Here is a 19,959-nt window from a genome sequence, read left to right on the forward strand (position 1 = left end):
ATATCGATAAGCTCCCGACTGGCAGACCCAGCGACGTCACTGACGGGTGTTCAGCCCGGGGGGAGCGGCATGCCGATCGCCATCGCGGTCACCAGCGCGGACCTGGTGCTCCCGCCCACCGACCAGCACACCCCCGGCGCCCACGTCCTCACCCCGCCGGACGCCCAGGAGTTCCCCGACGCGCTCGCCGAGACCGCCAGGCTCCTCGACCAGCACGGCCACCTCGTCACCGTCTACCCGACGACCACGCCCCGCGCGACCGTCCAGCGGCTCCACGCCGTACGCGCCATGCTGGAGTCCGACCGGATAGCCCTGCTGCCCAGCGCGCTCCCGCCGCTCGGCACCGCCGTCCTCGTCCGGCAGCTGCGCCAGCTGTCCGTCTGCGACTTCGCGCCCGGCGTCCTCGGCGCCTCCACCCGGCTGCTGGCCCACTACGTGTACGCGGGCGCCCTCCTCGCCCCCGGCTCCCGCCTCGACCGCGTCCCCGTCGCCCTCCCCGCCGACCCGACGGGCGCACCAAGACCGTCCGGCCAGCTCGCCGTACTCGCCGGGCCCGCGCCCCAGTTGGTGCGCGCCGACGGCGAAGGGTCGCTCAGCGGCCCGCAGTTCTCCACCTCCCTGACCTACGCCCCCGGCGCGCTCGGCAACGGCAGCGAGTGGGTCACCGCCCGCCTCGCCCGCCAGTGGCAGGTCCGCGGCGTCCACCCCGTGCCCCTGCCCGCCGAGTCGGCCGCCTGGTGGGGGACGGGGAAGCTCGTCGAGTTCGCCGCCGCCATCTCCGACGTCTCGCTGCTCTACCAGATGGTCGGTTCCATGCGGCAGGAGACGTGCCACTGGTGCGGCCTGACGCTGATCGGCGACCGCTGCGCGTTCTGCTCCGCCCCCCTGGTGCAGCCCGACCGCACCCCCCGCGCCGCCATAGGCCAGGCGCGGCACCGCGCGCTGGCCCCCGGCGGCCCGCACCGGTCCGCGTGACACGCCTGCCCAGCCTGCACACCTGCCCAGCCTGACAGGCCTAAAGAGAGCACGAGAAGGTAGAGACACTGCATGAACGCCCGCCAGCGACGCGGCACCCTGCTGCTGATCTTCTCCGGCCTCCTCGCGCTCGGCGCCTTCGCGGGGGTCGTCGCCGTCGTCAACGACGTCGAGTCCCGCGTCGGCCCGGAGCGGACGGCCTACGAACTCGCCGAGGACGTCGAGCCGTATGAGGAGGTGACGGCCGACCGGCTGCGCGAGGTCAGCATGCCCGAGCGCTACATATCGCCGTCCACCGTCACCGACCTGGACCAGATCGACGGGCAGGTCGCCGTCGGCCCGCTGTCCGAAGGGTCGCTGCTCCAGACCGACATGCTCTCCGACCGGCCCGAACTCGACCCGGGACAGCAGGAGATCGCCGTCATGATCGACGCGTCCACCGGCGTCGCGGGGAAGATCTATCCCGGCGCCACCATCAATATGTACGCCGCCTACCGCGTCGAGGGCGGCGGCAGCGGCGGTGACGGCGGCAACAACGACGGCGAGTACGAGATCGTCCAGCTGATGGTCAACAACGCCGAGGTCATCGAGGTCGGCGACCTCACCGAGGTCGAGGACGACGACGGCACCACCGACGCCGTCCCCATCACCTTCGCCCTCGACAACACCGACGCCCAGCGCGTCACCTTCGCCGAGGCGTTCGCCGAACAGGTCAGGCTCGCCCTCGTCGCGCCAGGCGACGAGCAGGAAGTCCCGCCGCAGGAGCGCACGTACACCATCATTGGTGACATCAACGGCGATCCGCACGCGGATCTCGACGCGATCGTCCCGTAAGGACCAGGTGGACCCGATGACCACGCGCATCCTCCCCGCGGTGGGCGACCCGGACGCCGCCCGCTCGCTGATCACCCTGCTCAGCCAACTGCCCGACAGCGAACCGATGCGCCCCGTGCCCGACTCGGCCGGGCTGCTCGACACCCTCGCGTCGCTCGCCCAGGAGTCGGTCGCGGGACTGCCCGAGGTCGTCGTCGTCCACGAGCGGATCGGACCGCTGCCCGCCCTGGAGCTGATCCGCGAAGTCGCCCTGCGCTTCCCGGCCGTGGGCGTCGTCCTCGTCTCCGCCGACCCCACCGCGGGCCTCTACTCGGCCGCCATGGACGCCGGCGCGCGCGGCCTCGCCGGGCTGCCCCTGTCGTACGACGAACTCGCCGCCCGCGTCGGCACCGCCGGCCAGTGGGCCGCCGGGATGCGCCGCCACCTCGGCGCGGGCGACACCGGGCCGGGCACGCCCGGCGGCCGCGTCGTCACCGTCGCGGGCGCCAAGGGCGGCGTCGGCACCACCCTCGTCGCCGCGCACCTCGCGCTGGCCGCGCAGTCGGGGCCGTACGAACGGGGCGCCGTCCTCGTGGACCTCGACCTGCTCGCCGGGGACGTCGGCTCGTACTTCGATGTCCAGTTCCGCCGCTCGGTCGCCGACCTCGCGGGCATCCCCGACATCACGCCGCAGGTGCTCGCCGAGGCCGTCTTCGCGCACGAGACGGGCCTGTCCATGCTCATCGCGCCCGCCGAGGGCGAGCGGGGCGAGGACGTCACCGACGCCGCCGCGCGCCACATCCTCCAGACCGTGCGCGCCCGTTACGACGTCGTCGTCGTGGACTGCGGCTCCCACATGAACAGCGCGGTCGCGGCGGCCGTCGAGACCGCCGACGCCGCCCTGCTCGTCACGACGCCCGACGTCATCTCCGTCCGCGCCGTCAACCGCATGGTCCGCATGTGGGACCGGCTGCGCGTCCGCAAGGCGCAGGACACCCTCACCGTCGTCAACCGCATGGGCCGCGGCGGCGCGATCCAGCCGCAGCTGATCGCCCGCATCACCGGCACGCAGGTGGCGCGGTCCGTCGTCCCGGCGGGCTACCGCGACCTCCAGGAGGCCCAGGACGCCGGGCGCGTCCAGGACATCGACCCCAAGTCCCCCGTACGCAAGGCCCTGTGGGCGCTGGCCGCCGAGCTGGGACTCGTCCCGCCCGAGGCGGCGCCCGGGGGCGGCAGGCGCCGCGGCAGGCGGGGATGACCGGCCCCGCGGCACACCGCGACCGGGGCTCCACCATCGTCGAGTTCGCCGGGCTGTTCCCGCTGATCCTGCTGATGATGGCCGTCATCTGGCAGTGCATCCTGATCGGCTACACGTTCTCCCTCGCCGGGAACGCCGCCGACGCCGGGGCGCGCGCGGGCGCCGCCGCCCGGGGCGACGCGGAGGGCGCGTGCGCCGCGGCCGCCCGCGAGGACCTGCCGGGCGCCTGGGACGCGTCGGTGTCCTGCCCGTTGGAGGGGGATGTACGGCGCGCCCGCGTCGAGCTGCGCGTGCCCGTCCTCTTCCCCGGCGCGTTCAGCCTGCCCGTGACGGTCACCGGCACGGCGGGCGCGGCCGAGGAGGACCGGCCGTGAGGAGGGGGCGCGCGCAGGAGCGCGACAGGGGCGTGACGGCGATCGAGTTCGCCGGCTGGCTGCCGATCCTGCTGATCGTCGCCCTCGCCGCGCTCCAGCTCGGCGTCGCCGGGTACGCCGCGCTCCAGGCCGGTTCGGCCGCCCGCGCCGCCGCCCGGCTCGCCGCGCAGGAGGAGACGGAGGACGCGTACGTCGCCGGCGGGCTCGCGTCCCTCAGCGACGCGCTGGCGGACGAGGCCTCCGTGGAACGCACCGCCGCCTGCGGGGACGAGGCGACCGTCACAGTCAGCGTCCGCATCCCGTCCGTCCTGCCGTTCCTGCCGAACCTCGGCACCGCCAGCCGGACCGTCACCATGCCCTGCGACTGAGGAGGCAACCGTGGCCCTGCGATCCCGCGTCACCGCTCCCGACGAACCCGCCGCCCCCGGACCGGGCGACAGCCGTCTCGTCGCGACCTACCGCGCCAAGCTCCTGGAGGAGATCGACCTCGCCGAGATGTCGTCCCTCGACATCTCCGAACGCCGCGACCGCCTCGAACGCGTCCTCGGCCACATCCTCAGCCGCGAGGGCCCCGTCCTCTCCACCCAGCAGCGCGCCCTCCTGATCCGCCGCGTCGTGGACGAGGCACTCGGGCTCGGCATCCTCGAACCCCTCCTGGAGGACGCCTCGATCACCGAGATCATGGTCAACGGCCCCGACCACATCTACGTCGAACGCTCCGGGCGCGTCGAACGGCTGCCCCTGCGCTTCGCCTCCGACGAGCAGCTGATGCAGACCATCGAACGCATCGTCTCCACCGTCAACCGCCGCGTGGACGAGTCGAATCCGATGGTCGACGCCCGCCTCCCCACCGGCGAGCGCGTCAACGTGATCATCCCGCCGCTGTCCCTCAGCGGCGCCACCCTCACCATCCGCCGCTTCCCCCGCGCGTACACCCTGCCCCAGCTGATCGGCTTCGGCACGCTCGACGAGCAGCTCGTGATGCTGCTGTCCGGGCTGGTCAGGGCGCGGTTCAACGTCATCGTGTCCGGCGGCACCGGCTCCGGCAAGACCACGCTGCTCAACGCGCTCAGCGGCCTGATCCCCGAGGGCGAGCGCATCGTCACGGTCGAGGACGCCGCCGAGCTCCAGCTCCAGCAGAACCACGTCATCCGCCTCGAATCCCGCCCGCCCAACATCGAGGGCAAGGGCGAGGTCACCATCCGCGACCTCGTCCGCAACTCCCTGCGCATGCGCCCCGACCGCATCATCGTCGGCGAGGTGCGCGGCGGCGAGACCCTCGACATGCTCCAGGCCATGTCCACCGGCCACGACGGCTCCCTCGCCACCGTCCACGCCAACAGCGCAGAGGACGCCCTGCTGCGCCTCCAGACGCTCGCGTCCATGTCCGAACTGCAGGTCCCCTTCGAGGCGTTGCGCGACCAGATCAACAGCGCCGTGGACATCCTCGTCCAGCTCGTCCGCCACCCCGACGGCACGCGCCGCCTCGCCGAGATCGCCGTCCTCGCCTCGCACGGCCGCGAGCCGTTCCGCATCGCCACGCTCGCCGAGTTCCGCGTCCAGCCGATGGGCTCCGACGGCCGCGTGCACGGCACGTTCGTCCACCACCCCCTGCCCCGAGCCGTCGCCGACCGCCTCTACCTGGCGGGCGAACAGGTCCCCGCCGCGTTCGGCGTCCACCTCGACGACTCCCACCTCGCGACCCGGGAGGCGAGCTGACATGGAGACCGACCTCTCCCTCCTCACCATCGGACTCACCCTGCTCGCGCTCGCCTGCGGCATCGCCGGACTCCAGCTCTGGTCCTCGGGGCGCGCCCAGCGCCGCGACCTCCTGAGCCGCCTCAGCGCCACCGCCGCCCTTCCCGCGGGCGGCGGCGCGGCCGACACCCCCGGCCGCAGGCGCCGCTTCGACGCCCTCGACCGCCGCCTGCGCGGCACCAGGCTCGGCCGCGGCCTGCGCCGCAAACTCCAGGCGACCGGCCTCGACATCACCCCCGGCGAGTACGCGGCGTACGTCCTCGGCGCCGTCGCCGTCCTGTGGCTGCTCGGCACGGCCGTCCTCGCCCCGTTCTTCGGCCCGCTGTGCGGCGTCGTCGCGCTGTGGGGCGGCAACGCGTTCCTCAACTGGCAACGGGCCCGCCGCACCGAGCGGTTCATCGGCCAGCTCCCCGAACTCGCCCGCCTCATCGCCAACGGCACCGCCGCCGGACTCGCCATGCGCACCGCGCTGTCCATGGCCGCCGAGGAGATGGAGGAACCGGCCGGGGCCGAACTGGCCACCGTCGCCAACCAGCTGGCCGTCGGCCGCTCCATGGAGGAGGCCCTCACCGAACTGGGCGACCGCCTCCCCTCGCGCGAACTCAACGTGCTGGTCACCACGCTGATCCTCGCCAACCGCGCCGGCGGCACCATCGTCGCGTCGCTGCGCAACCTCACCACCACCCTGGAGGAGCGCAAGGAGACACGGCGCGAGGTACGCACCGTGCTCGCCGAGGTCAACGCGACCGCCGTCACCGTGCCGCTCCTCGGCGTCGGCGCGCTGCTGATGATCAACGGCATGTCGCCCGGCGCGCTCGGCCGCGTCACCGGCAGCACCGGCGGCCAGATCGCCATGGTCGTCGCGCTGGCCCTCTACATCGTCGGCTTCGTCGTCGTGCGCCGCTTCGGCCGCATCGACGTCTGACCGGCACGCCGCCCACGCACGAAGCGCCGCACAAGAAGCGACACGGAAGAAACGGGACACACCAATGGTGGGACTGCTGCTCGGCCTCGCGATGGGCGCCGCCGTCCTCGGCATCGTCACCGCGATCCGCATCCTGCGCGCGGGCACGCCGCTGCCGCCCGACCTCGCCGTCGCCCTGGAGATCGGTTCGAGCCGCGTCTCGGCGGGCGGCTCGGCCGTGGACCGCCTCGGCATGCGCTTCGCGCCGCTCGTCCTGCGCCTGATGGGCCCGCGCGCCGTCGACCGCAAGCGCCGCCGCATCGACCAGGCGGGCAACCCCGGCGGCCTCACCCTCGACCGCTACGCGGCGCGCCGCGCCGTCTACGGCGTCTTCGGGCTGCTGACGACGCTGGTCTTCGTCTCGGCCGGGCAGCCGGTCCTGGCCCTGTTCAGCGTGGCGTTCGGCGCGTTCGCCGCCGACGCGGCCATATGGCAGGGCATCCGCGAACGCCGCGACGTCATCGACCGCACCCTCCCCGACTTCCTCGACGTCCTCGCCGTCGTCGTCTCCGCGGGGCTCGGCTTCCGGCAGGCGCTCGACCGCGTCTCCGGGCGGTACGAGGGCCCCTGGGCCGACGAAATACGCATCACGCTGCGGCAGATGGACATGGGCGTACCGCGCCGCCAGGCGTTCGACGAGCTGCGCAGGCGCAACGACTCCGAGCCCGTCAACCAGTTCGTCTCCGCGCTCCAGCAGGGCGAGGAACTGGGCGCGCCCATCGCCGACACGCTGATCCAGATCGCCACCGACATGCGCCGCACCGACGCCCAGAACGCGCGCCGCCGCGCCGCCCGCGCCATCCCCAAGGCGACGATGGCGACGCTGGTCTTCATGGTCCCGGCGACGATGATCATCATCGTGACGGGCATGATCCTCGGCTCGGGCACCGACTTCGGCGCCATCCTCGGCGACTGACTGTTGCGCCGCTGTGCGGCGGCTGTTACGAATCCGTGGAGGAGCCCGCGCGGACGGCCGCGTAGGCTTGGCGGCGAGGGGGTGTTGCACATGGCACAGGGCGATCTCGACGTCACGTACCAGGACATGCACGACGCGGCGGACCACCTGCGGGACGCCAAGGACGAGCTGAAGATCAAACTCGACCAGCTGCGGACGTACATCACCGATCTCGTGTCCGACGGCTACGTCACGTCCAAGTCGTCGGTGCGGTTCGATTCCCTGTACGAGGAGTTCACCACGGGTGCCAGGGAGGCGGTCGACGCCCTCCAGGGGCTCGGCGACTTCCTCGACGGAGCGGCCGACGGCTTCTCCGACCTCGACCAGCAGCTGGAGGAAGGCCTCCGCGACTAGTCCCCGTGACTGGCGCGGGGCCCGGAGGGAGGAGCGGCATGGCCGACAAATGGGTGGACACCGTCACCGTCGAACGGCAGGGGTTCCGCATCTCGGTGCCGGACTCGTGGTGGGAGTTCGACCTGCGGCCCGAGACGCGTGACAACAGCATCCGCCGCATGGTGGACGAGCGCGTCAGGAACGTGCCGGAGCTGGCCGAGCACCGCGAGGTCGTCGCCTCGTTCCTGCGCCGGCAGGCACGGCAGGCGTGGGACTCGGGCGCCGTCTACTGCGGCTGCATGGCACAGAGTTTCGGCGGCGGGCCGCCGATCACCGCGTCCGTGACCGTCTCCATCGTCGGCGCCCGCACGGCGTCGGGCGAGGTCCTCCCGACCGACCCGGCGGCCATCGTGAGCCGGCTCGGCACCCGGGTGGCCCGCCGCGAGGGCGACGCGTGGCGGGACGTGACCACCGTGGACATCCCGGAGGTGGGCCAGGCGGCGCGGACAAAGGGCGTCGAGGACATCAGCGTCCCGGGCGACACGCGGACGATCCGCGCGGTGCTGATGCAGACGTTCATCCCGCTGCCGGGCGACCAGCAGGCCGTGGCACTCGTCGCGGGCAGCAGCCAGGTCCTCGACCTGGCCGACTCGTTCTTCGACGTGTTCGACGCGGTCACCTCCACGTTCCGCTTCACGGCGGAGTGACGGGCAGGACAGCGAGCACCAGGGAGGGAGGCAGGAGATGGGTGACGGCGGCGAGCGGATGGCGATCCCGCTCACGGAACTGGCCGAATTCGGCCCCCAGCTGCGCACCGTCAAGGAGTACATGAACCGGACGGGCGACACGTTCGACTCGTACAACGACGCGTTCGGCGACGACCGCGTGGTGGACGCGCTGGACGACTTCGTGAGCGGCTGGAAGGACGGCCGGGGCGACATCAGCGAACAGCTGGAGGGCCTGGCCGAGATGGCCGACACGGTGATCCGCACGGTCGACGAGTTCGAGACCGAGCTGGAGGCGTCCCTGGAGGGCGACGGCGGCGGCGGAGGCGACCAGCAGGCCGTCTGAGCACGCGCGGCACGGGTTTCACGGCCCGGCGCACCGGGCAACGTCCCGTGTGCGCCGGGCCGTTCCCGACGGGGCGTCATCTGATCGGATGGTCTCCCTGCCGAAGGCGCGGCCGGTGTGGCACAGTCAGTGCCGACAGGGGTACGGACCGGTGTGCGGGGAGGGGGCCGACATGACACGACGAAGCGTCAACCGCCCCGGTCACGCGCAGAGTTACCACCCACCACCCGTACCGTCACGGGCCGCGCGGCAGTACCGTGGCAACGGGAGCACAAAAGGCCCGGAACGGCCGCCCGCACCGGCCCCGGCCGGAGGAGAGGGACACCATGAGCAGGCTGACGCTGAGGTGGCTGCACACCATCACGAACCACCTCCACGGCCACACCAAGGACCGCGGCGCGGGCTTCGTGGAATACGCAGGCCTCCTCCTGCTGATCGCGGGCATCGTGGCGCTCGTCGTCGGGCTGAATCTGGACAACCAGGTGAGCGACGCCGTGCAGAACGCGGTCAACAGGGTCCTCAACCAGTAGGCGCAGCCGGCCTGGCGGGCCTTGCGCGGGAGCGCGGGGCGGTGTTCCCCCTCTACATATGGATGGTGTCCGGCCTTCTCTTCGTCGCGCTCGCGTTCTTCGTGTTCGCGCAGGCGGCGATGCTGCGTGGCGGAGGGCAGTCGGCGGCGGACGCCGCGGCGCTGGCGGCGGCGCAGGAGGCACGCGATCGTCTGTTCGACGGGGTCCTCGACTCGGCCGCCGGGGAAGGCGCCCCGGATCTCGGCGACATCCTGGGGGGCGACGGGATCGCGGCGCCCGGAGCCTGTGACGCGGCGGGCCGCCTGGCGGAACGCAACGGCGCGGTGGTCGACGAATGCGCGCCGGTCGGCGGGCGCCCCGGGTACCGCGTGGTGGTCACCAGCGAGGACGACATCGACTCCGTGATCCCGGGTGTCGGCGGGCCCACGACCGTGCGGACCGAGGCGACGGCGGTGATCGAGGGCCTCTGCGACCTGGTCGAGACAGCGCCGGAGGAGCCGGAGGACCCGGACGACGGTGAGGAACCGGACGATCCCGGCGACGGCGAAGGCGGCGAAGGCGATGAAGAGGAAGACGATCCGGCGCCGGTCGAGCTCGACTGCGAGGATGACCGGTGGACCATAGATCCGGACGACGAAGACCAACTGCCCGAGGCACGGGACCTGTTCCGCGTGTACCTGGAAGACTGACCACCGACTCGCTGACATTCGAAGGACCGGCGCCCGATGGATCTCCGTGATAGCAAGTCCCGCCTCATCCTGATCGTCGTGGCGCTCGGTGCCGCGCTCGTGGTGGCGGTCGCCAGTTGCTCCGGCGGCGGTGGCGACGACGACACGTCTCGGGGGGCCGGCACCTCGGAGTCCGCTCCCGAGGACGACGGTGCCGGGGAGCCGCAGGACGAGGAGACGCCGGAGGGCGACGAGAACTCGGACGAGCCCGCGCAGGCCCTGGCCGAGGTCACGGGCGAGGAGAGCATCACGCTGACGGTCACGAGGGCCGAGCGCGAGGCGGGCGGTTTCCTCACCATCGAGGGCACCCTGCGCAACGACGGTTCGGAGATGTGGTTCGCCAGTGCCTGGGCCGGGCAGGAGGAGGAACTGGCGGAGAACGGGTTCTCCATGGCCGGCGCGTCCCTCGTGGTCCCCGAGGAGGGGAAGCGTTATCTCATCCTCCGCGACACGACCGGGCGTTGCCTGTGCACGGGCTTCGGCAACGGGATCGAGGCCGGTGCCACGGTCTCGTGGTTCGCGCAGTTCCCGGAGCCGGAGGCCGGCTCCACGCAGGTGAACTTCCAGGTCGGCAACATGCCCCCGGCCACCATCGAGATCCGCTGAGTGGAGCTGACGGATGACGCACCGATCACAGTGGGCAGCGAGGGCGGTCGTCGCCGCGCTGACCGGCACCGCAGTACTGGCTTTCGCGACGCCCGCTCTGGCGGACGAGGGCGACGAAGTGGACCAGCCCCCGGGCTACGTGGCACCTGAACTGCCGGAGATCGACCCGGACGCGCCGGGACTGATGCTCGGCGACGGAGCCACCCTGGCCGATCCCCGTGTCCTGGACATCAAATTCATCACGGAAGACGTCGGCGGGGCGCCGGAGCAAGGCGGTCAGGACGACAGCGCGTCCGGCGGCGGCTCGCAGGACGGTGACACGTCGGGCGGCGGCACCGACACCGGTGGCCAGACCCCCAACGGCGGGGACGACAGCGGCCAGCGCGAGGAACAGACGGGCAACACCCGTAAGTTCACCCTCCAGACCGACGTGATCTTCGGCGAGGGCAGCAGCGAGATCACCCCGGAGTCCGAGGAGGCCCTGGCCGAGGTCGCCGCCGCCATCGACGAGTACCAGCCGTCGCGGGTGAACATCTTCGGCTTCACCGACGACCAGGGCTCGTACGAGAGCGGACGCACGCTGTCCGACGAGCGGGCGAGCAACACGCATCAGGTCCTGCTCGGCCTCATCGAGAACCCGACCGGCATAGTGTTCAACGTCCGCGGCTACAGCGAGGACTACCCCCTCTACGACAACGCCACCGAGGAAGGGCGCCAGCGCAACCGGCGCGTGGAGATCTCCTGGCCGACCTCCGAGTGAACGGCCGGTCGGCCACGGTCACCGGTTGGGCTGCCACTGGGTCGCCGTCGTGAAGTAGGTCGGCAGGTCGTGGTTGGTGGGGTCCGTCTCCACCCTGTCGATCCACAGCATGGTGATCGATCCGTCCGGGCTCTCGGCGCAGAGACCGACGCCCTCGTGGAGGGTACGGCCCCGGAGAATGTCGTCCAGGGCCACGGGATTCGGCAGGGGCGACTCATGGGCCGCCGCGTAGCACTCCTCGGCGGTGGTCGCCGGGTCGTCCACCAGGCCGACGAAGGTGTCCGCGTCGTACGAGATGCCGTCGTCCCGCGCCCTCTCATGGTCGCAGAAGAGGTACTGCAGCCTCGTCTGCTCGTTCCTGTGGTCGATGCTCCCGAACCCGATGTCGTTGAGCACCTCCAGGCGTTCGAGGCTGACGACGGTCACATTCGCGTCGAAGCACTGTCCGGTGATGTCGACGTAGATGTCCTCGCGATATCTCGGAGCACGGATCACCAACTCCTCACCGCTCCTGGCCTCCCAGTAAGGCGCATCCGGGTCGATGTCGGGCGGCGGCTGCCGGCTGGGGGTCTCGGACGGCTCCGACGCGTCGGTCGAGTTCTCCGCGTCGTCCGTCGGGGTGGAGGGCGGGCTGGTGGTCTCCGAAGCCGTGCCGGTTGTCCGGGGAGTGCCTGAGTCGTCGGTCAGGAGCTGTGATGCCAGCAGACCGCCCGCCGCCGCTGCCGCGACCGCCGTCGCAGCCAGCAGGGCGACCATCCTGCGGTTGCGTCGGGGCGGTGGTGCGGAGGGTGCGGGCGGGGGTGGGGGAGTGGTCGGGGCCGGGGTGGAGGCGCGGTGGTCCAGGGTCGCCGCCAGCTGCGCCGGCAGCCAGCTCTCGCCGCGCTGGAGCGTGCGCCCCGGCGCCAGCGCCCGGCACGCCTCGATCACCTGCGCCGGGGTCGGCCGCGCCTCCGGCGCCTTCGCCAGGCAGGCGGCGATCAGCCCCGCCAGCTGCGGCGGCGCGGCGCCCAGGTCGGGCTCCTCCCGCGCCGCCCGGTACATCACGGCGTGCGCCGCGCCCTCGCCGAACGGATGGCCGCCGGTCGCCGCGTAGTACGCCACCAGGCCCAGCGTGAAGACGTCAGTCGCCGGTACGGTCGCCCCGCCCGTGATCTGCTCGGGCGCCATGTACGACGGCGTCCCCACCCGTACGTCCGTGCCCGTGAGCGCTGTCGCGTCCGCCGCCCGCGCGATGCCGAAGTCGATGACCTTCGGCCCGTCCGGCGCGAGCAGCACGTTCCCCGGCTTGAGGTCCCGGTGCACGATGCCCGCCGCGTGGATGCTGGCGAGGCCTTCCGCGACCCCGCCCATCAGCAGCAGCACGGTCTCCAGCGGCAGCGGCCCGTACGCGCGCACCGCGTCCGCGAGCGACATGCCGGGGACGTACGCCGTCGCCAGCCACGGCGCGGCGCCTTCCGTGTTGCTGTCGAGCACGGGCACGGTGTACGCGCCCTGCACCCGCCGCGCCGCCCGCACCTCCTGCTCGAACCGGCGCCTGAACTCCGGGTCCGCCGCGAACTCGCCGCGGACCACCTTCAGCGCCACCGGCTGCCCGCCGCGCGTATAGGAGAGGTACACCGTGCCCATGCCCCCGGCGCCGAGGCGGGAGGTGAGGCGGTAACCGGCCACCTCCCGGGGGTCGGCGGCTTCCAGTGGCCGGAACGGTGACGGTGTCGCTGGACCTGTCATGGTGGCCCCCCACTCGTGTGTCGGCTGCGGAGCGCATCCTAGTGGCCACGGTCCGGCGTGTTGTGGGTGTGTCGAGGTGTCTGGTAGCCAGGGTGTGTGGCGGACTTCACCTATTCCTGGGTCGGTGTCACCCGTGAGCTGCGGGAAGGCGGGGTGTTGCCCGTCGGGGTGCGGGTGATGTGTGTGCGGGTGGCGGTCGGGTCCGGTGTGGAGGTGTGGGAGGCGGCGGGGCGTGCCGTGTTCGGGTGGGAGATGCACCGTGCGAGTGGGTTGAGGGTGCGGGCGGCGGAGGGCGAGGCCGTGCCGGGGGCCGAGGTGGTGCTCGCGCTCGGGGTGGGGCCGCTGCGGCTGACCGCGCCCTGCCGTGTGGTGTGGACGGTGCGTGAGGAGGACCGCGTGGGCTTCGCCTACGGCACGCTGCCGGGGCACCCCGAAAGGGGTGAGGAATCGTTCATCGTTGAACGACGCTCCGGCGGTGAGGTGTCGCTCACCGTGACGGCGGTCAGCAGCCCGGCCGCGTGGTATCTGCGCGGAGCTGGGCCGTTGGGGCGGGCGGCCCAGCGGGTCATCGCGCACAGTTACGGCCGCGGGCTCCGGGGGCTGTGCTCCGGGGGGTCACGGCCCGGCTGACGGTGCGGTATCGTTCCCAGTGCTGGCAGTCGCTGCCATCTTTTTCGGCCAGTGCCGCCATTCCCACCCCGGCGGCAGCTGGCGGGGCGGATCGTGAGCCACCCCCCCCGCTCCGATACCGCCCCATCAACGGGCCGGTCTGTCCTTCCCCCCCACTCGGACAGACCGGCCCGCATGACGTTCCCCCCCCGTTACGCTCAGGGCCGTGTCCGCCCCGTTGCTGATCCCGCTGGCCGCCCTCTGGGGCGCGCTGGCCGGCGCGCTGATCGCCAGGCCCGGCTACCGGCTCGCCGTCGAACCGGGCACGCCCTGGCGCTCCGCCTGCCCCTCCGGCCACCCGATCCCGTCCGGTGCCCCCGGCTGGCTGGGGCGCGGACGCTGCGCCGACTGCGCTGTGGCGCTGTCGCCCGCCACCGCCCATACGCCGCTGGCGCTGACGGTCGTGGCCGCCGCCGTGTGCGTGGCGCTCGCCGCGGCCGTGGGGGAGCGGCCGGAACTGGCCGTGTGGCTCGCCCTCGCCCCCCTCGCCGTCCTGCTGGCCGCCGTGGACGCGGCCGTGCAGCGCCTGCCCGACGTGCTCACGCTGCCCCTCGCGCTCCTCGTCGCCGCCGGGCTCGGGCTCGCGGCGCTCCTGCCGGGGGCGGGCGGGAGCTGGCCGCGCGCGCTGCTGGGCGGCGCGGTCCTCGGCGGGGTCCACTTCGTCCTCTTCCTCGTCAACCCGCGCGGGATGGGCTTCGGCGACGTCAAGCTGGCGGTCCCCGTCGGTGTCGCCCTGGGGTGGTACGGGTGGCCCGCCGTGCTGCTGGGCACGTTCACCGGCTACCTGCTGGCCGCGTGCTACGGCCTGGGGCTGGTCGCGCTCGGCAGGGCGGGGCGGAAGACGGCCGTGCCGTTCGGGCCGTTCCTGGCGCTCGGGGCGCTCGCGGGGCTGCTGGCCGGCGGACTCGCCGCGCCCGGGTAAATATCCGCGCGCGGATGTCCCGGTTCGGTCTCCGATGCGTTACGGTGGAACCCCCCCCTCGGGCCGGTCCGTAACCCCCCCCACGGACCGGCCCGCTTTCTGTTCCCGCCCCCCGCCGCGCACCCGTCACCCCGGTGGCCGGATTCGCCGGTTCCGGTTCGAGGGCCTCCGGCACGGCAGTAGAGTTCCGGGACACCCGAGCGGTCTTCGAGGGGTTGGGCACACGGCATGAGCGCGTTCAAGAGCGCGATGAAGAACACACTGCGCCGCCTGGTCGTGCGGCTCTACGCACGGCGCGTGGAGGGGCGTCTCGACACCGAGCGGGCGCCCAAGCACATCGGCGTCATCCTGGACGGGAACCGCCGCTGGGCCAAGGCGGCGGGCAGCACCACCAAGGAGGGCCACGAGGCCGGCGCCGCGAAGATCCGCGACCTCCTCGGCTGGTGCGAGGAGACCGACGTCGAGGTCGTCACCCTGTGGATGCTGTCCACGGACAACCTGAACCGCGAGCCGCGCGAGCTGGAGCAGCTGCTGTCCATCGTCGAGGGCGCCGTCCGCGACCTCGCCGCCGACGGCCGCTGGCGCGTCCACCACGTCGGCGCCCTGGACGTCCTGCCCGAGCGGACCCGCCGCGTCCTGCGCGAGGCCGAGGAACAGGCCGGGGACCGCGCGGGGATACTCGTCAACGTCGCCATCGGCTACGGCGGGCGGCAGGAGATCGCCGACGCCGTCCGCTCCCTGCTCGCCAAGCGTGCGACCGAGGGGCAGACGCTCGGCCAGGTGGCGGAATCGCTGTCCGTCGAGGACATCTCGGAGCACCTCTACACCCGCGGCCAGCCCGACCCCGACCTGGTGATCCGCACCAGCGGCGAGCAGCGGCTGTCCGGGTTCATGCTGTGGCAGAGCGCTCATTCGGAGTACTGGTTCTGCGAGGCGTACTGGCCCGCGTTCCGGAAGGTGGACTTCCTGCGCGCCCTGCGGGACTACGCGGCGCGTCACCGGAGATACGGAGTCTGAGGGCCCCCGAACGGCCCTGGCGTACGCCCCGTACGGCGGCGGCGGTGACACGGGCGACACGCCCGGACGCGGACAGCCGCCCCGGGCCGCGCCCGCATGAGTTGTGCGGGAAGCGGGCATATTCCCGGCGGACCGTGCGCGGGTGCGGTCCCCGGGAGGCCCGTTTGCGCACCACGAATCCCCCCTCTCCACTGGGGACCAGGGCCGGTAACGGGCCCCGTGTGTCGCGGGGCCTGGCCGGCCGGCAGATCCCCGGCGCCGTGGGCGCCGTGATCCCACACCTCGTCCCGAGGGGGTTCGTCCACACGTGGCCACCAGCAACAAGCGTTCGAACGATCGCCGCATGTACGTCCTCGACACCAGCGTCCTGCTCGCCGACCCATCGGCACTCACGCGCTTCGACGAGCACGAGGTCGTGCTGCCCGTCGTGGTCATCTCCGAGCTGGAGGCGAAGCGCGCCCACCCCGAGCTGGGCTACTTCGCCCGCCAGGTGCTGCGACGCCTCGACGAGTACCGCGTGCGCTACGGGCGGCTCGACATGCCGCTGCCGATCGGCGACCTCGGCGGCACCCTCAGGGTCGAGCTGAACCACTCGGACCCCACGGTCCTGCCCGCCGCCATGCTGAACGAGCGGGGGCGGCTCGCGGACAACGACTCGCGGATCCTCGCCGTCGCCCGCAACCTCCAGGCCGAGGGGCACGACGTCACCGTCGTCTCCAAGGACCTGCCGCTGCGCATCAAGGCGTCGTCGGTCGGGCTCGCCGCCGAGGAGTACCGGGCCGAGCTGGCCGTCACCGACGCGGACGGCTGGACGGGCCTCGTCGAGGTGGCGCTGAGCGCCGAGGCGGTGGACGAGCTGTTCACCACCGAGCAGGTGAGCGACCCCGTCGCCGCCGACCTGCCGGTGCACACCGGCCTCGTCATCTCGTCGGACCGCGGGCGGGCCCTGGGCCGGGTCACGGCGGACGGCCAGGTGCGGCTGGTGCGCGGCGACCGCGAGGCGTTCGGCATCCACGGGCGCAGCGCCGAGCAGCGGATCGCGCTCGACCTGCTGCTCGACCCGGAGGTCGGCATCGTGTCGCTCGGCGGCCGGGCCGGTACGGGCAAGTCGGCGCTCGCGCTGTGCGCGGGCCTCGAAGCGGTGCTGGAACGGCGCCAGCACAGCAAGGTCGTCGTCTTCCGGCCGCTGTACGCGGTCGGCGGCCAGGACCTCGGCTACCTGCCGGGCACCGAGGCCGAGAAGATGAACCCGTGGGCCCAGGCCGTCTTCGACACGCTGTCGGCGGTGACGACCCGTGAGGTCATCGAGGAGGTCGTGGCGCGCGGCATGCTGGAGGTCCTGCCGCTGACGCACATCCGCGGCCGGTCGCTGCACGACACGTTCGTCATCGTGGACGAGGCGCAGTCGCTGGAGCGGAACGTGCTGCTGACCGTGCTGTCCCGCATCGGGCAGGACTCGCGCGTGGTGCTGACGCACGACGTGGCGCAGCGCGACAATCTGCGGGTCGGCCGGTACGACGGTGTCGTCGCCGTCGTCGAGAAGCTGAAGGGGCACCCGCTCTTCGCCCACATGACGCTCACCCGGTCCGAACGCTCCCCGATCGCCGCGCTGGTGACGGAGATGCTGGAGGAGGACCGCGGCTGACGGTCCGGCAGGGGCGCGCGGCGGGCGGGTGTTCCGGCGGCGGACGCGGCGGTGGCGCCGTGACGCCGCCCACCCGCCCGCCGCGCGTTTCGCCGTTCGCCCCGCTGGGTAAACCGGCGAAACCCCTGGCAGGAGGCGTGGAACCGGTCCCGGGACGGTTGACAAGACCGGCGTGCGTGTGACCTTTCCCACACAGGACTGAATTGCCACCGCCCGGCGGCTTCCGGCAGTGTGTGCCTCTGTCAGGCCCCGCATACGGCACCTGGTCTCCGCGAGGACACCTCAACGACTGCGTTTCACAACTGAAAAGCCGCTCGCCGTATGCCGCCCGAAGCACCACGCGGGTCCCCTCACCGGGACCCCGGCCGGGTCAGCGCCTCCTGTGACCACCACCAGGGGAGGCCCGTGTCAGGGGCACGATTGCGTCCGCGGGCTCCGGCCGCGCGGTCGACTGTCGGAAGGAAACCGTGTGACCGGGATTTCGGTCCGTGGATTCGCAGTGGCGTCCGCCACCGCGGTGACCACCGTCGGCGCTGCCGTCGGTGTCGCCTCGGGGGACGAGCAGGGCCGTTCGACCGAGCCGGTCGAGGTGGTCGCTGCCGACGCGACGCTGCTCGCTGAGATACCCGCTGGAGCGAATGCCCAGCTGCACACCGCCTCGCTGACGCAGCAGGCGGAGTCGCAGGCGAGCGCCGCCGACGCGGACGCCCGCCGCGCCGCCCAGGAGGCCGCCCGCCTCCAGGCCGCGGAGGACGCCCACGACCGCCGCGCCGAGGAAGAGCGCGCGGAGGAGGAGCGGCGTGCCGCGGAGGCCGCCGAGGCCGAGGCGGCAGCGGCGGAGGCCCAGGCGGCGAGCGCGGAGGCCGCGGCGTCCGCGCCCGTGCAGTCCTCGTACTCCGTCGCCGACGTCCAGGCGCTCGCCCGGCAGATGGTGCCGGCCGACCAGTTCCAGTGCTTCTCGAACATCGTGGACCACGAGAGTGGCTGGAACTACCAGGCGACCAACCCGTCGTCCGGCGCGTACGGCCTCATGCAGGCGCTGCCCGGCTCCAAGATGTCCTCCGCCGGCGCCGACTGGCAGACCAACCCCGCCACCCAGATCCGGTGGGGCCTGGACTACATGGACAGCCGCTACGGCAGCCCGTGCGGTGCCTGGGACTTCTGGACGGTCAACAACTGGTACTGAGCCGGTGGGGAGCGCCCCCGGGCGCCCGTATCGTTCAGGTCAAGCCCCCGTGTCAGAACTGACACGGGGGCTTCGCCGTGTCCCCGGGGGCTCCGCGCCGCCACCGGCGCGCGGTAACGTCGGACGGCAGTGAGAGCACGAGGGAGCGGAGCGCCGCTCCCGCACGGGGAGGGAAACGGATGTCACGACTTGGCCGGTTCGGGACCAGGGTGTCCCGGCTCGGCAGGCGGGTCTCTGGCCTGCGGGACGAGGCGGAGCGCGAACAGGAGCGCCGGGTGCGCGAGGCGGACGAACGGGGCGGGGCCGGGGTGACCGGCGCGCGGACGTCCGCGGGCGGGCCCGGGGACTCCGGCGCGCCCCCGTCCGCACCGGCCGCCGTGGCACCCGCCGCCGCGGCGGCGACGCCCGCGACGGCCGTGGGCGACGGGCCGGGCGGCGGCGGTGGCGGCGGTGGCGGCGGTGACGTCCGGCCGCCGGTGCCCACCGGCCCCGCCGGTCCCGCTCCCGGCCGCCGTCCCCCGCCCGCGGAGGCGATCCCCTGGGGCGTACGCGTGGCGGGGGAGGCCGGCTGGCGCCTGCTGGTGATCGCGGGTGTCGTGTGGGTGCTGATGCAGGTGGTCAGCGCCGTGAGCCTGCTGGTGGTGTCGTTCGCCGCCGGGCTGCTGATCACCGCGCTGCTCCAGCCGTTCGTGGGCTGGCTGAAGCGGATGGGCTTCAGCCGGGGCGCGGCGACGGCGGTGACCGCGTTCGGCGGCTTCGCCGTGATGGGCCTGATCGGCTGGTTCGTCGTCTGGCAGATAATCGAGAACACGGACAACCTCGTCGAGCAGGTGCGGGACGGCATCGAGCAGCTGCAGGACTGGGTGACGCAGCTGCCGTTCGACATCACCGAGGACAACCTCGACGAGTGGGTCGAGAACCTCAACGACTGGATCAGCAGCCACAGCAGCGAGTTGACGTCGGCGGGGCTCGAAGGCGTCAACTACGCCGTGGAGTTCTTCACCGGCGCGGGCATCACGCTGTTCGTGGTGCTGTTCCTGCTGTACGACGGCGCCGGGGTGTGGGGCTGGTTCCTGCGGCTGGTGCCGCGCGCGGCGCGTGAGGGCGTCGCGGGCGCGGGGCCGCGGGCGTGGATCACGCTGACGGGGTACGTGCGGGGCACGGTGCTCGTGGCGCTGATCGACGCGATCGGCATCGGCGTCGGGCTGCTCGTGATCGACGTGCCGATGGCGGTGCCGCTCGCGGTGATCGTCTTCCTGTCGTCGTTCGTGCCGCTGGTCGGCGCGATCGCGTCGGGCGCGCTGGCCGTGCTCGTCGCGGTGGTGACGAACGGGGTGGTCGACGCGCTGCTGGTGCTCGGCGTGGTGCTGCTGGTGCAGCAGATCGAGGGGCACATCCTCCAGCCGTTCATCCTCGGCCGCATGGTGCGCGTGCACCCGCTGGCCGTGGTGCTCGGCGTCGCGGCCGGGTCGATGCTCGCGGGCATCCCCGGCGCGGTCGTGGCGGTGCCGCTGATCGCGGTGACGAGCACGGTCGTCAGCTACCTGCGGGCGTACCAGGAGGAGGTGGACCGGCGCGCCGGGCGGGAGACGCTCGCCGGCGGCGCGACGATCGCCGAGGTCTCCCCGGCGCCGCCCGCGCCCGGTGGCGACTGAGGACCTTTCGCG

Annotated in this window: 22 protein-coding genes; 21 read left to right on the forward strand and 1 reads right to left on the reverse strand. The window is 72.9% G+C overall.

Annotated elements, in window-relative coordinates:
• Positions 1 to 69: 69 nt before the first annotated feature.
• The 15 genes from ACIBPC_RS00370 to ACIBPC_RS00440 all read left to right on the forward strand — a co-directional run bounded on the left by ACIBPC_RS00370 (position 70) and on the right by ACIBPC_RS00440 (position 11,125).
• A complete protein-coding gene (locus tag ACIBPC_RS00370) occupies positions 70 to 975 on the forward strand; it encodes a hypothetical protein (protein ID WP_398840254.1) in 906 nt (301 codons plus the stop codon).
• A gap of 72 nt (positions 976 to 1,047) precedes the next feature.
• Positions 1,048 to 1,809 carry a Flp pilus assembly protein CpaB gene (gene cpaB / locus ACIBPC_RS00375; protein WP_362966193.1) on the forward strand — a complete coding sequence of 254 codons (762 nt, stop codon included), beginning with the start codon at positions 1,048 to 1,050 and terminating at the stop codon, positions 1,807 to 1,809.
• Between the two features lie 16 nt (positions 1,810 to 1,825).
• Positions 1,826 to 3,046, forward strand: a complete 1,221-nt coding sequence (locus tag ACIBPC_RS00380) for a CpaE family protein (RefSeq protein WP_398840256.1) — start codon at positions 1,826 to 1,828, stop codon at positions 3,044 to 3,046.
• On the forward strand, positions 3,043 to 3,420 hold the full coding sequence (locus ACIBPC_RS00385; RefSeq protein WP_362966189.1) for a TadE/TadG family type IV pilus assembly protein: 378 nt from the start codon (positions 3,043 to 3,045) through the stop codon (positions 3,418 to 3,420). Before ACIBPC_RS00380 ends, ACIBPC_RS00385 begins: the two co-directional genes overlap by 4 nt.
• Positions 3,417 to 3,788, forward strand: a complete 372-nt coding sequence (locus ACIBPC_RS00390; RefSeq protein WP_398840258.1) for a TadE family protein — start codon at positions 3,417 to 3,419, stop codon at positions 3,786 to 3,788. The genes ACIBPC_RS00385 and ACIBPC_RS00390 overlap by 4 nt, the downstream gene beginning before the upstream one ends.
• Positions 3,789 to 3,798: 10 nt before the next feature.
• A complete protein-coding gene (locus tag ACIBPC_RS00395; RefSeq protein ID WP_362966185.1) occupies positions 3,799 to 5,139 on the forward strand; it encodes a CpaF family protein in 1,341 nt (446 codons plus the stop codon).
• Between the two features lies 1 nt (position 5,140).
• A complete protein-coding gene (locus tag ACIBPC_RS00400) occupies positions 5,141 to 6,103 on the forward strand; it encodes a type II secretion system F family protein (RefSeq protein WP_398840259.1) in 963 nt (320 codons plus the stop codon).
• Between the two features lie 64 nt (positions 6,104 to 6,167).
• Entirely contained in the window at positions 6,168 to 7,058 is an 891-nt protein-coding gene (locus ACIBPC_RS00405; RefSeq protein WP_398840260.1) for a DUF5936 domain-containing protein, read from the forward strand.
• A 90-nt stretch (positions 7,059 to 7,148) separates the two neighbouring features.
• Positions 7,149 to 7,451, forward strand: a complete 303-nt coding sequence (locus ACIBPC_RS00410; protein WP_362966179.1) for a WXG100 family type VII secretion target — start codon at positions 7,149 to 7,151, stop codon at positions 7,449 to 7,451.
• 38 nt (positions 7,452 to 7,489) lie between these two features.
• Positions 7,490 to 8,137 (forward strand): hypothetical protein, encoded by a 648-nt coding sequence (locus ACIBPC_RS00415; RefSeq protein ID WP_362966177.1) that lies wholly within the window; start codon positions 7,490 to 7,492, stop codon positions 8,135 to 8,137.
• A gap of 37 nt (positions 8,138 to 8,174) precedes the next feature.
• Positions 8,175 to 8,501: a hypothetical protein gene (locus tag ACIBPC_RS00420; RefSeq protein ID WP_362966175.1), complete on the forward strand. Its 327-nt coding sequence runs from the start codon at positions 8,175 to 8,177 to the stop codon at positions 8,499 to 8,501.
• A gap of 326 nt (positions 8,502 to 8,827) precedes the next feature.
• Positions 8,828 to 9,031 (forward strand): hypothetical protein, encoded by a 204-nt coding sequence (locus ACIBPC_RS00425; RefSeq protein ID WP_362966173.1) that lies wholly within the window; start codon positions 8,828 to 8,830, stop codon positions 9,029 to 9,031.
• Between the two features lie 41 nt (positions 9,032 to 9,072).
• Positions 9,073 to 9,720, forward strand: a complete 648-nt coding sequence (locus tag ACIBPC_RS00430; protein WP_362966171.1) for a hypothetical protein — start codon at positions 9,073 to 9,075, stop codon at positions 9,718 to 9,720.
• A 36-nt stretch (positions 9,721 to 9,756) separates the two neighbouring features.
• Positions 9,757 to 10,365, forward strand: a complete 609-nt coding sequence (locus ACIBPC_RS00435; protein ID WP_398840263.1) for a hypothetical protein — start codon at positions 9,757 to 9,759, stop codon at positions 10,363 to 10,365.
• A 13-nt stretch (positions 10,366 to 10,378) separates the two neighbouring features.
• Positions 10,379 to 11,125 carry an OmpA family protein gene (locus ACIBPC_RS00440; protein ID WP_362966167.1) on the forward strand — a complete coding sequence of 249 codons (747 nt, stop codon included), beginning with the start codon at positions 10,379 to 10,381 and terminating at the stop codon, positions 11,123 to 11,125.
• Positions 11,126 to 11,143: 18 nt separating this feature from the next.
• Here the strand turns inward: ACIBPC_RS00440 and ACIBPC_RS00445 are convergent, their stop codons facing one another.
• Positions 11,144 to 12,853, reverse strand: coding sequence for a serine/threonine-protein kinase (locus tag ACIBPC_RS00445; protein ID WP_398840266.1), 1,710 nt, complete (start codon positions 12,851 to 12,853; stop codon positions 11,144 to 11,146).
• 96 nt (positions 12,854 to 12,949) lie between these two features.
• Between ACIBPC_RS00445 and ACIBPC_RS00450 the strand changes: the two genes are divergently transcribed.
• The 6 genes from ACIBPC_RS00450 to ACIBPC_RS00475 all read left to right on the forward strand — a co-directional run bounded on the left by ACIBPC_RS00450 (position 12,950) and on the right by ACIBPC_RS00475 (position 19,947).
• Complete coding sequence (locus ACIBPC_RS00450; protein ID WP_398840268.1) at positions 12,950 to 13,483, forward strand: DUF1990 family protein; 534 nt, start codon at positions 12,950 to 12,952, stop codon at positions 13,481 to 13,483.
• A 205-nt stretch (positions 13,484 to 13,688) separates the two neighbouring features.
• Positions 13,689 to 14,444: a prepilin peptidase gene (locus ACIBPC_RS00455; protein WP_398840270.1), complete on the forward strand. Its 756-nt coding sequence runs from the start codon at positions 13,689 to 13,691 to the stop codon at positions 14,442 to 14,444.
• A gap of 228 nt (positions 14,445 to 14,672) precedes the next feature.
• Positions 14,673 to 15,461 (forward strand): isoprenyl transferase, encoded by a 789-nt coding sequence (locus tag ACIBPC_RS00460; RefSeq protein WP_398840272.1) that lies wholly within the window; start codon positions 14,673 to 14,675, stop codon positions 15,459 to 15,461.
• Between the two features lie 343 nt (positions 15,462 to 15,804).
• Positions 15,805 to 17,106, forward strand: a complete 1,302-nt coding sequence (locus ACIBPC_RS00465) for a PhoH family protein (RefSeq protein ID WP_362966342.1) — start codon at positions 15,805 to 15,807, stop codon at positions 17,104 to 17,106.
• Positions 17,107 to 17,575: 469 nt separating this feature from the next.
• On the forward strand, positions 17,576 to 18,292 hold the full coding sequence (locus ACIBPC_RS00470; protein ID WP_398840274.1) for a transglycosylase SLT domain-containing protein: 717 nt from the start codon (positions 17,576 to 17,578) through the stop codon (positions 18,290 to 18,292).
• Positions 18,293 to 18,471: 179 nt separating this feature from the next.
• Positions 18,472 to 19,947 (forward strand): AI-2E family transporter, encoded by a 1,476-nt coding sequence (locus tag ACIBPC_RS00475; protein ID WP_398840275.1) that lies wholly within the window; start codon positions 18,472 to 18,474, stop codon positions 19,945 to 19,947.
• The last annotated feature ends 12 nt before the right edge of the window (positions 19,948 to 19,959 follow it).

The sequence above is a fragment of the Streptomyces sp. NPDC049879 genome, assembly GCF_044461265.1.
GTDB lineage: Bacteria > Actinomycetota > Actinomycetes > Streptomycetales > Streptomycetaceae > Streptomyces.

Bases quoted from the DNA above. Each gene is read 5' to 3' on its own strand.
- ACIBPC_RS00460 (WP_398840272.1), top strand. From the start codon at position 14,673: ATGAGCGCGTTCAAGAGCGCGATGAAGAACACACTGCGCCGCCTGGTC.
- cpaB (WP_362966193.1), top strand. From the start codon at position 1,048: ATGAACGCCCGCCAGCGACGCGGCACCCTGCTGCTGATCTTCTCCGGC.
- ACIBPC_RS00420 (WP_362966175.1), top strand. From the start codon at position 8,175: ATGGGTGACGGCGGCGAGCGGATGGCGATCCCGCTCACGGAACTGGCC.
- ACIBPC_RS00440 (WP_362966167.1), top strand. From the start codon at position 10,379: ATGACGCACCGATCACAGTGGGCAGCGAGGGCGGTCGTCGCCGCGCTG.
- ACIBPC_RS00465 (WP_362966342.1), top strand. From the start codon at position 15,805: ATGTACGTCCTCGACACCAGCGTCCTGCTCGCCGACCCATCGGCACTC.
- ACIBPC_RS00410 (WP_362966179.1), top strand. From the start codon at position 7,149: ATGGCACAGGGCGATCTCGACGTCACGTACCAGGACATGCACGACGCG.
- ACIBPC_RS00435 (WP_398840263.1), top strand. From the start codon at position 9,757: ATGGATCTCCGTGATAGCAAGTCCCGCCTCATCCTGATCGTCGTGGCG.
- ACIBPC_RS00380 (WP_398840256.1), top strand. From the start codon at position 1,826: ATGACCACGCGCATCCTCCCCGCGGTGGGCGACCCGGACGCCGCCCGC.
- ACIBPC_RS00405 (WP_398840260.1), top strand. From the start codon at position 6,168: ATGGTGGGACTGCTGCTCGGCCTCGCGATGGGCGCCGCCGTCCTCGGC.
- ACIBPC_RS00400 (WP_398840259.1), top strand. From the start codon at position 5,141: ATGGAGACCGACCTCTCCCTCCTCACCATCGGACTCACCCTGCTCGCG.
- ACIBPC_RS00425 (WP_362966173.1), top strand. From the start codon at position 8,828: ATGAGCAGGCTGACGCTGAGGTGGCTGCACACCATCACGAACCACCTC.
- ACIBPC_RS00415 (WP_362966177.1), top strand. From the start codon at position 7,490: ATGGCCGACAAATGGGTGGACACCGTCACCGTCGAACGGCAGGGGTTC.
- ACIBPC_RS00445 (WP_398840266.1), bottom strand. From the start codon at position 12,853: ATGACAGGTCCAGCGACACCGTCACCGTTCCGGCCACTGGAAGCCGCC.
- ACIBPC_RS00385 (WP_362966189.1), top strand. From the start codon at position 3,043: ATGACCGGCCCCGCGGCACACCGCGACCGGGGCTCCACCATCGTCGAG.
- ACIBPC_RS00475 (WP_398840275.1), top strand. From the start codon at position 18,472: ATGTCACGACTTGGCCGGTTCGGGACCAGGGTGTCCCGGCTCGGCAGG.
- ACIBPC_RS00370 (WP_398840254.1), top strand. From the start codon at position 70: ATGCCGATCGCCATCGCGGTCACCAGCGCGGACCTGGTGCTCCCGCCC.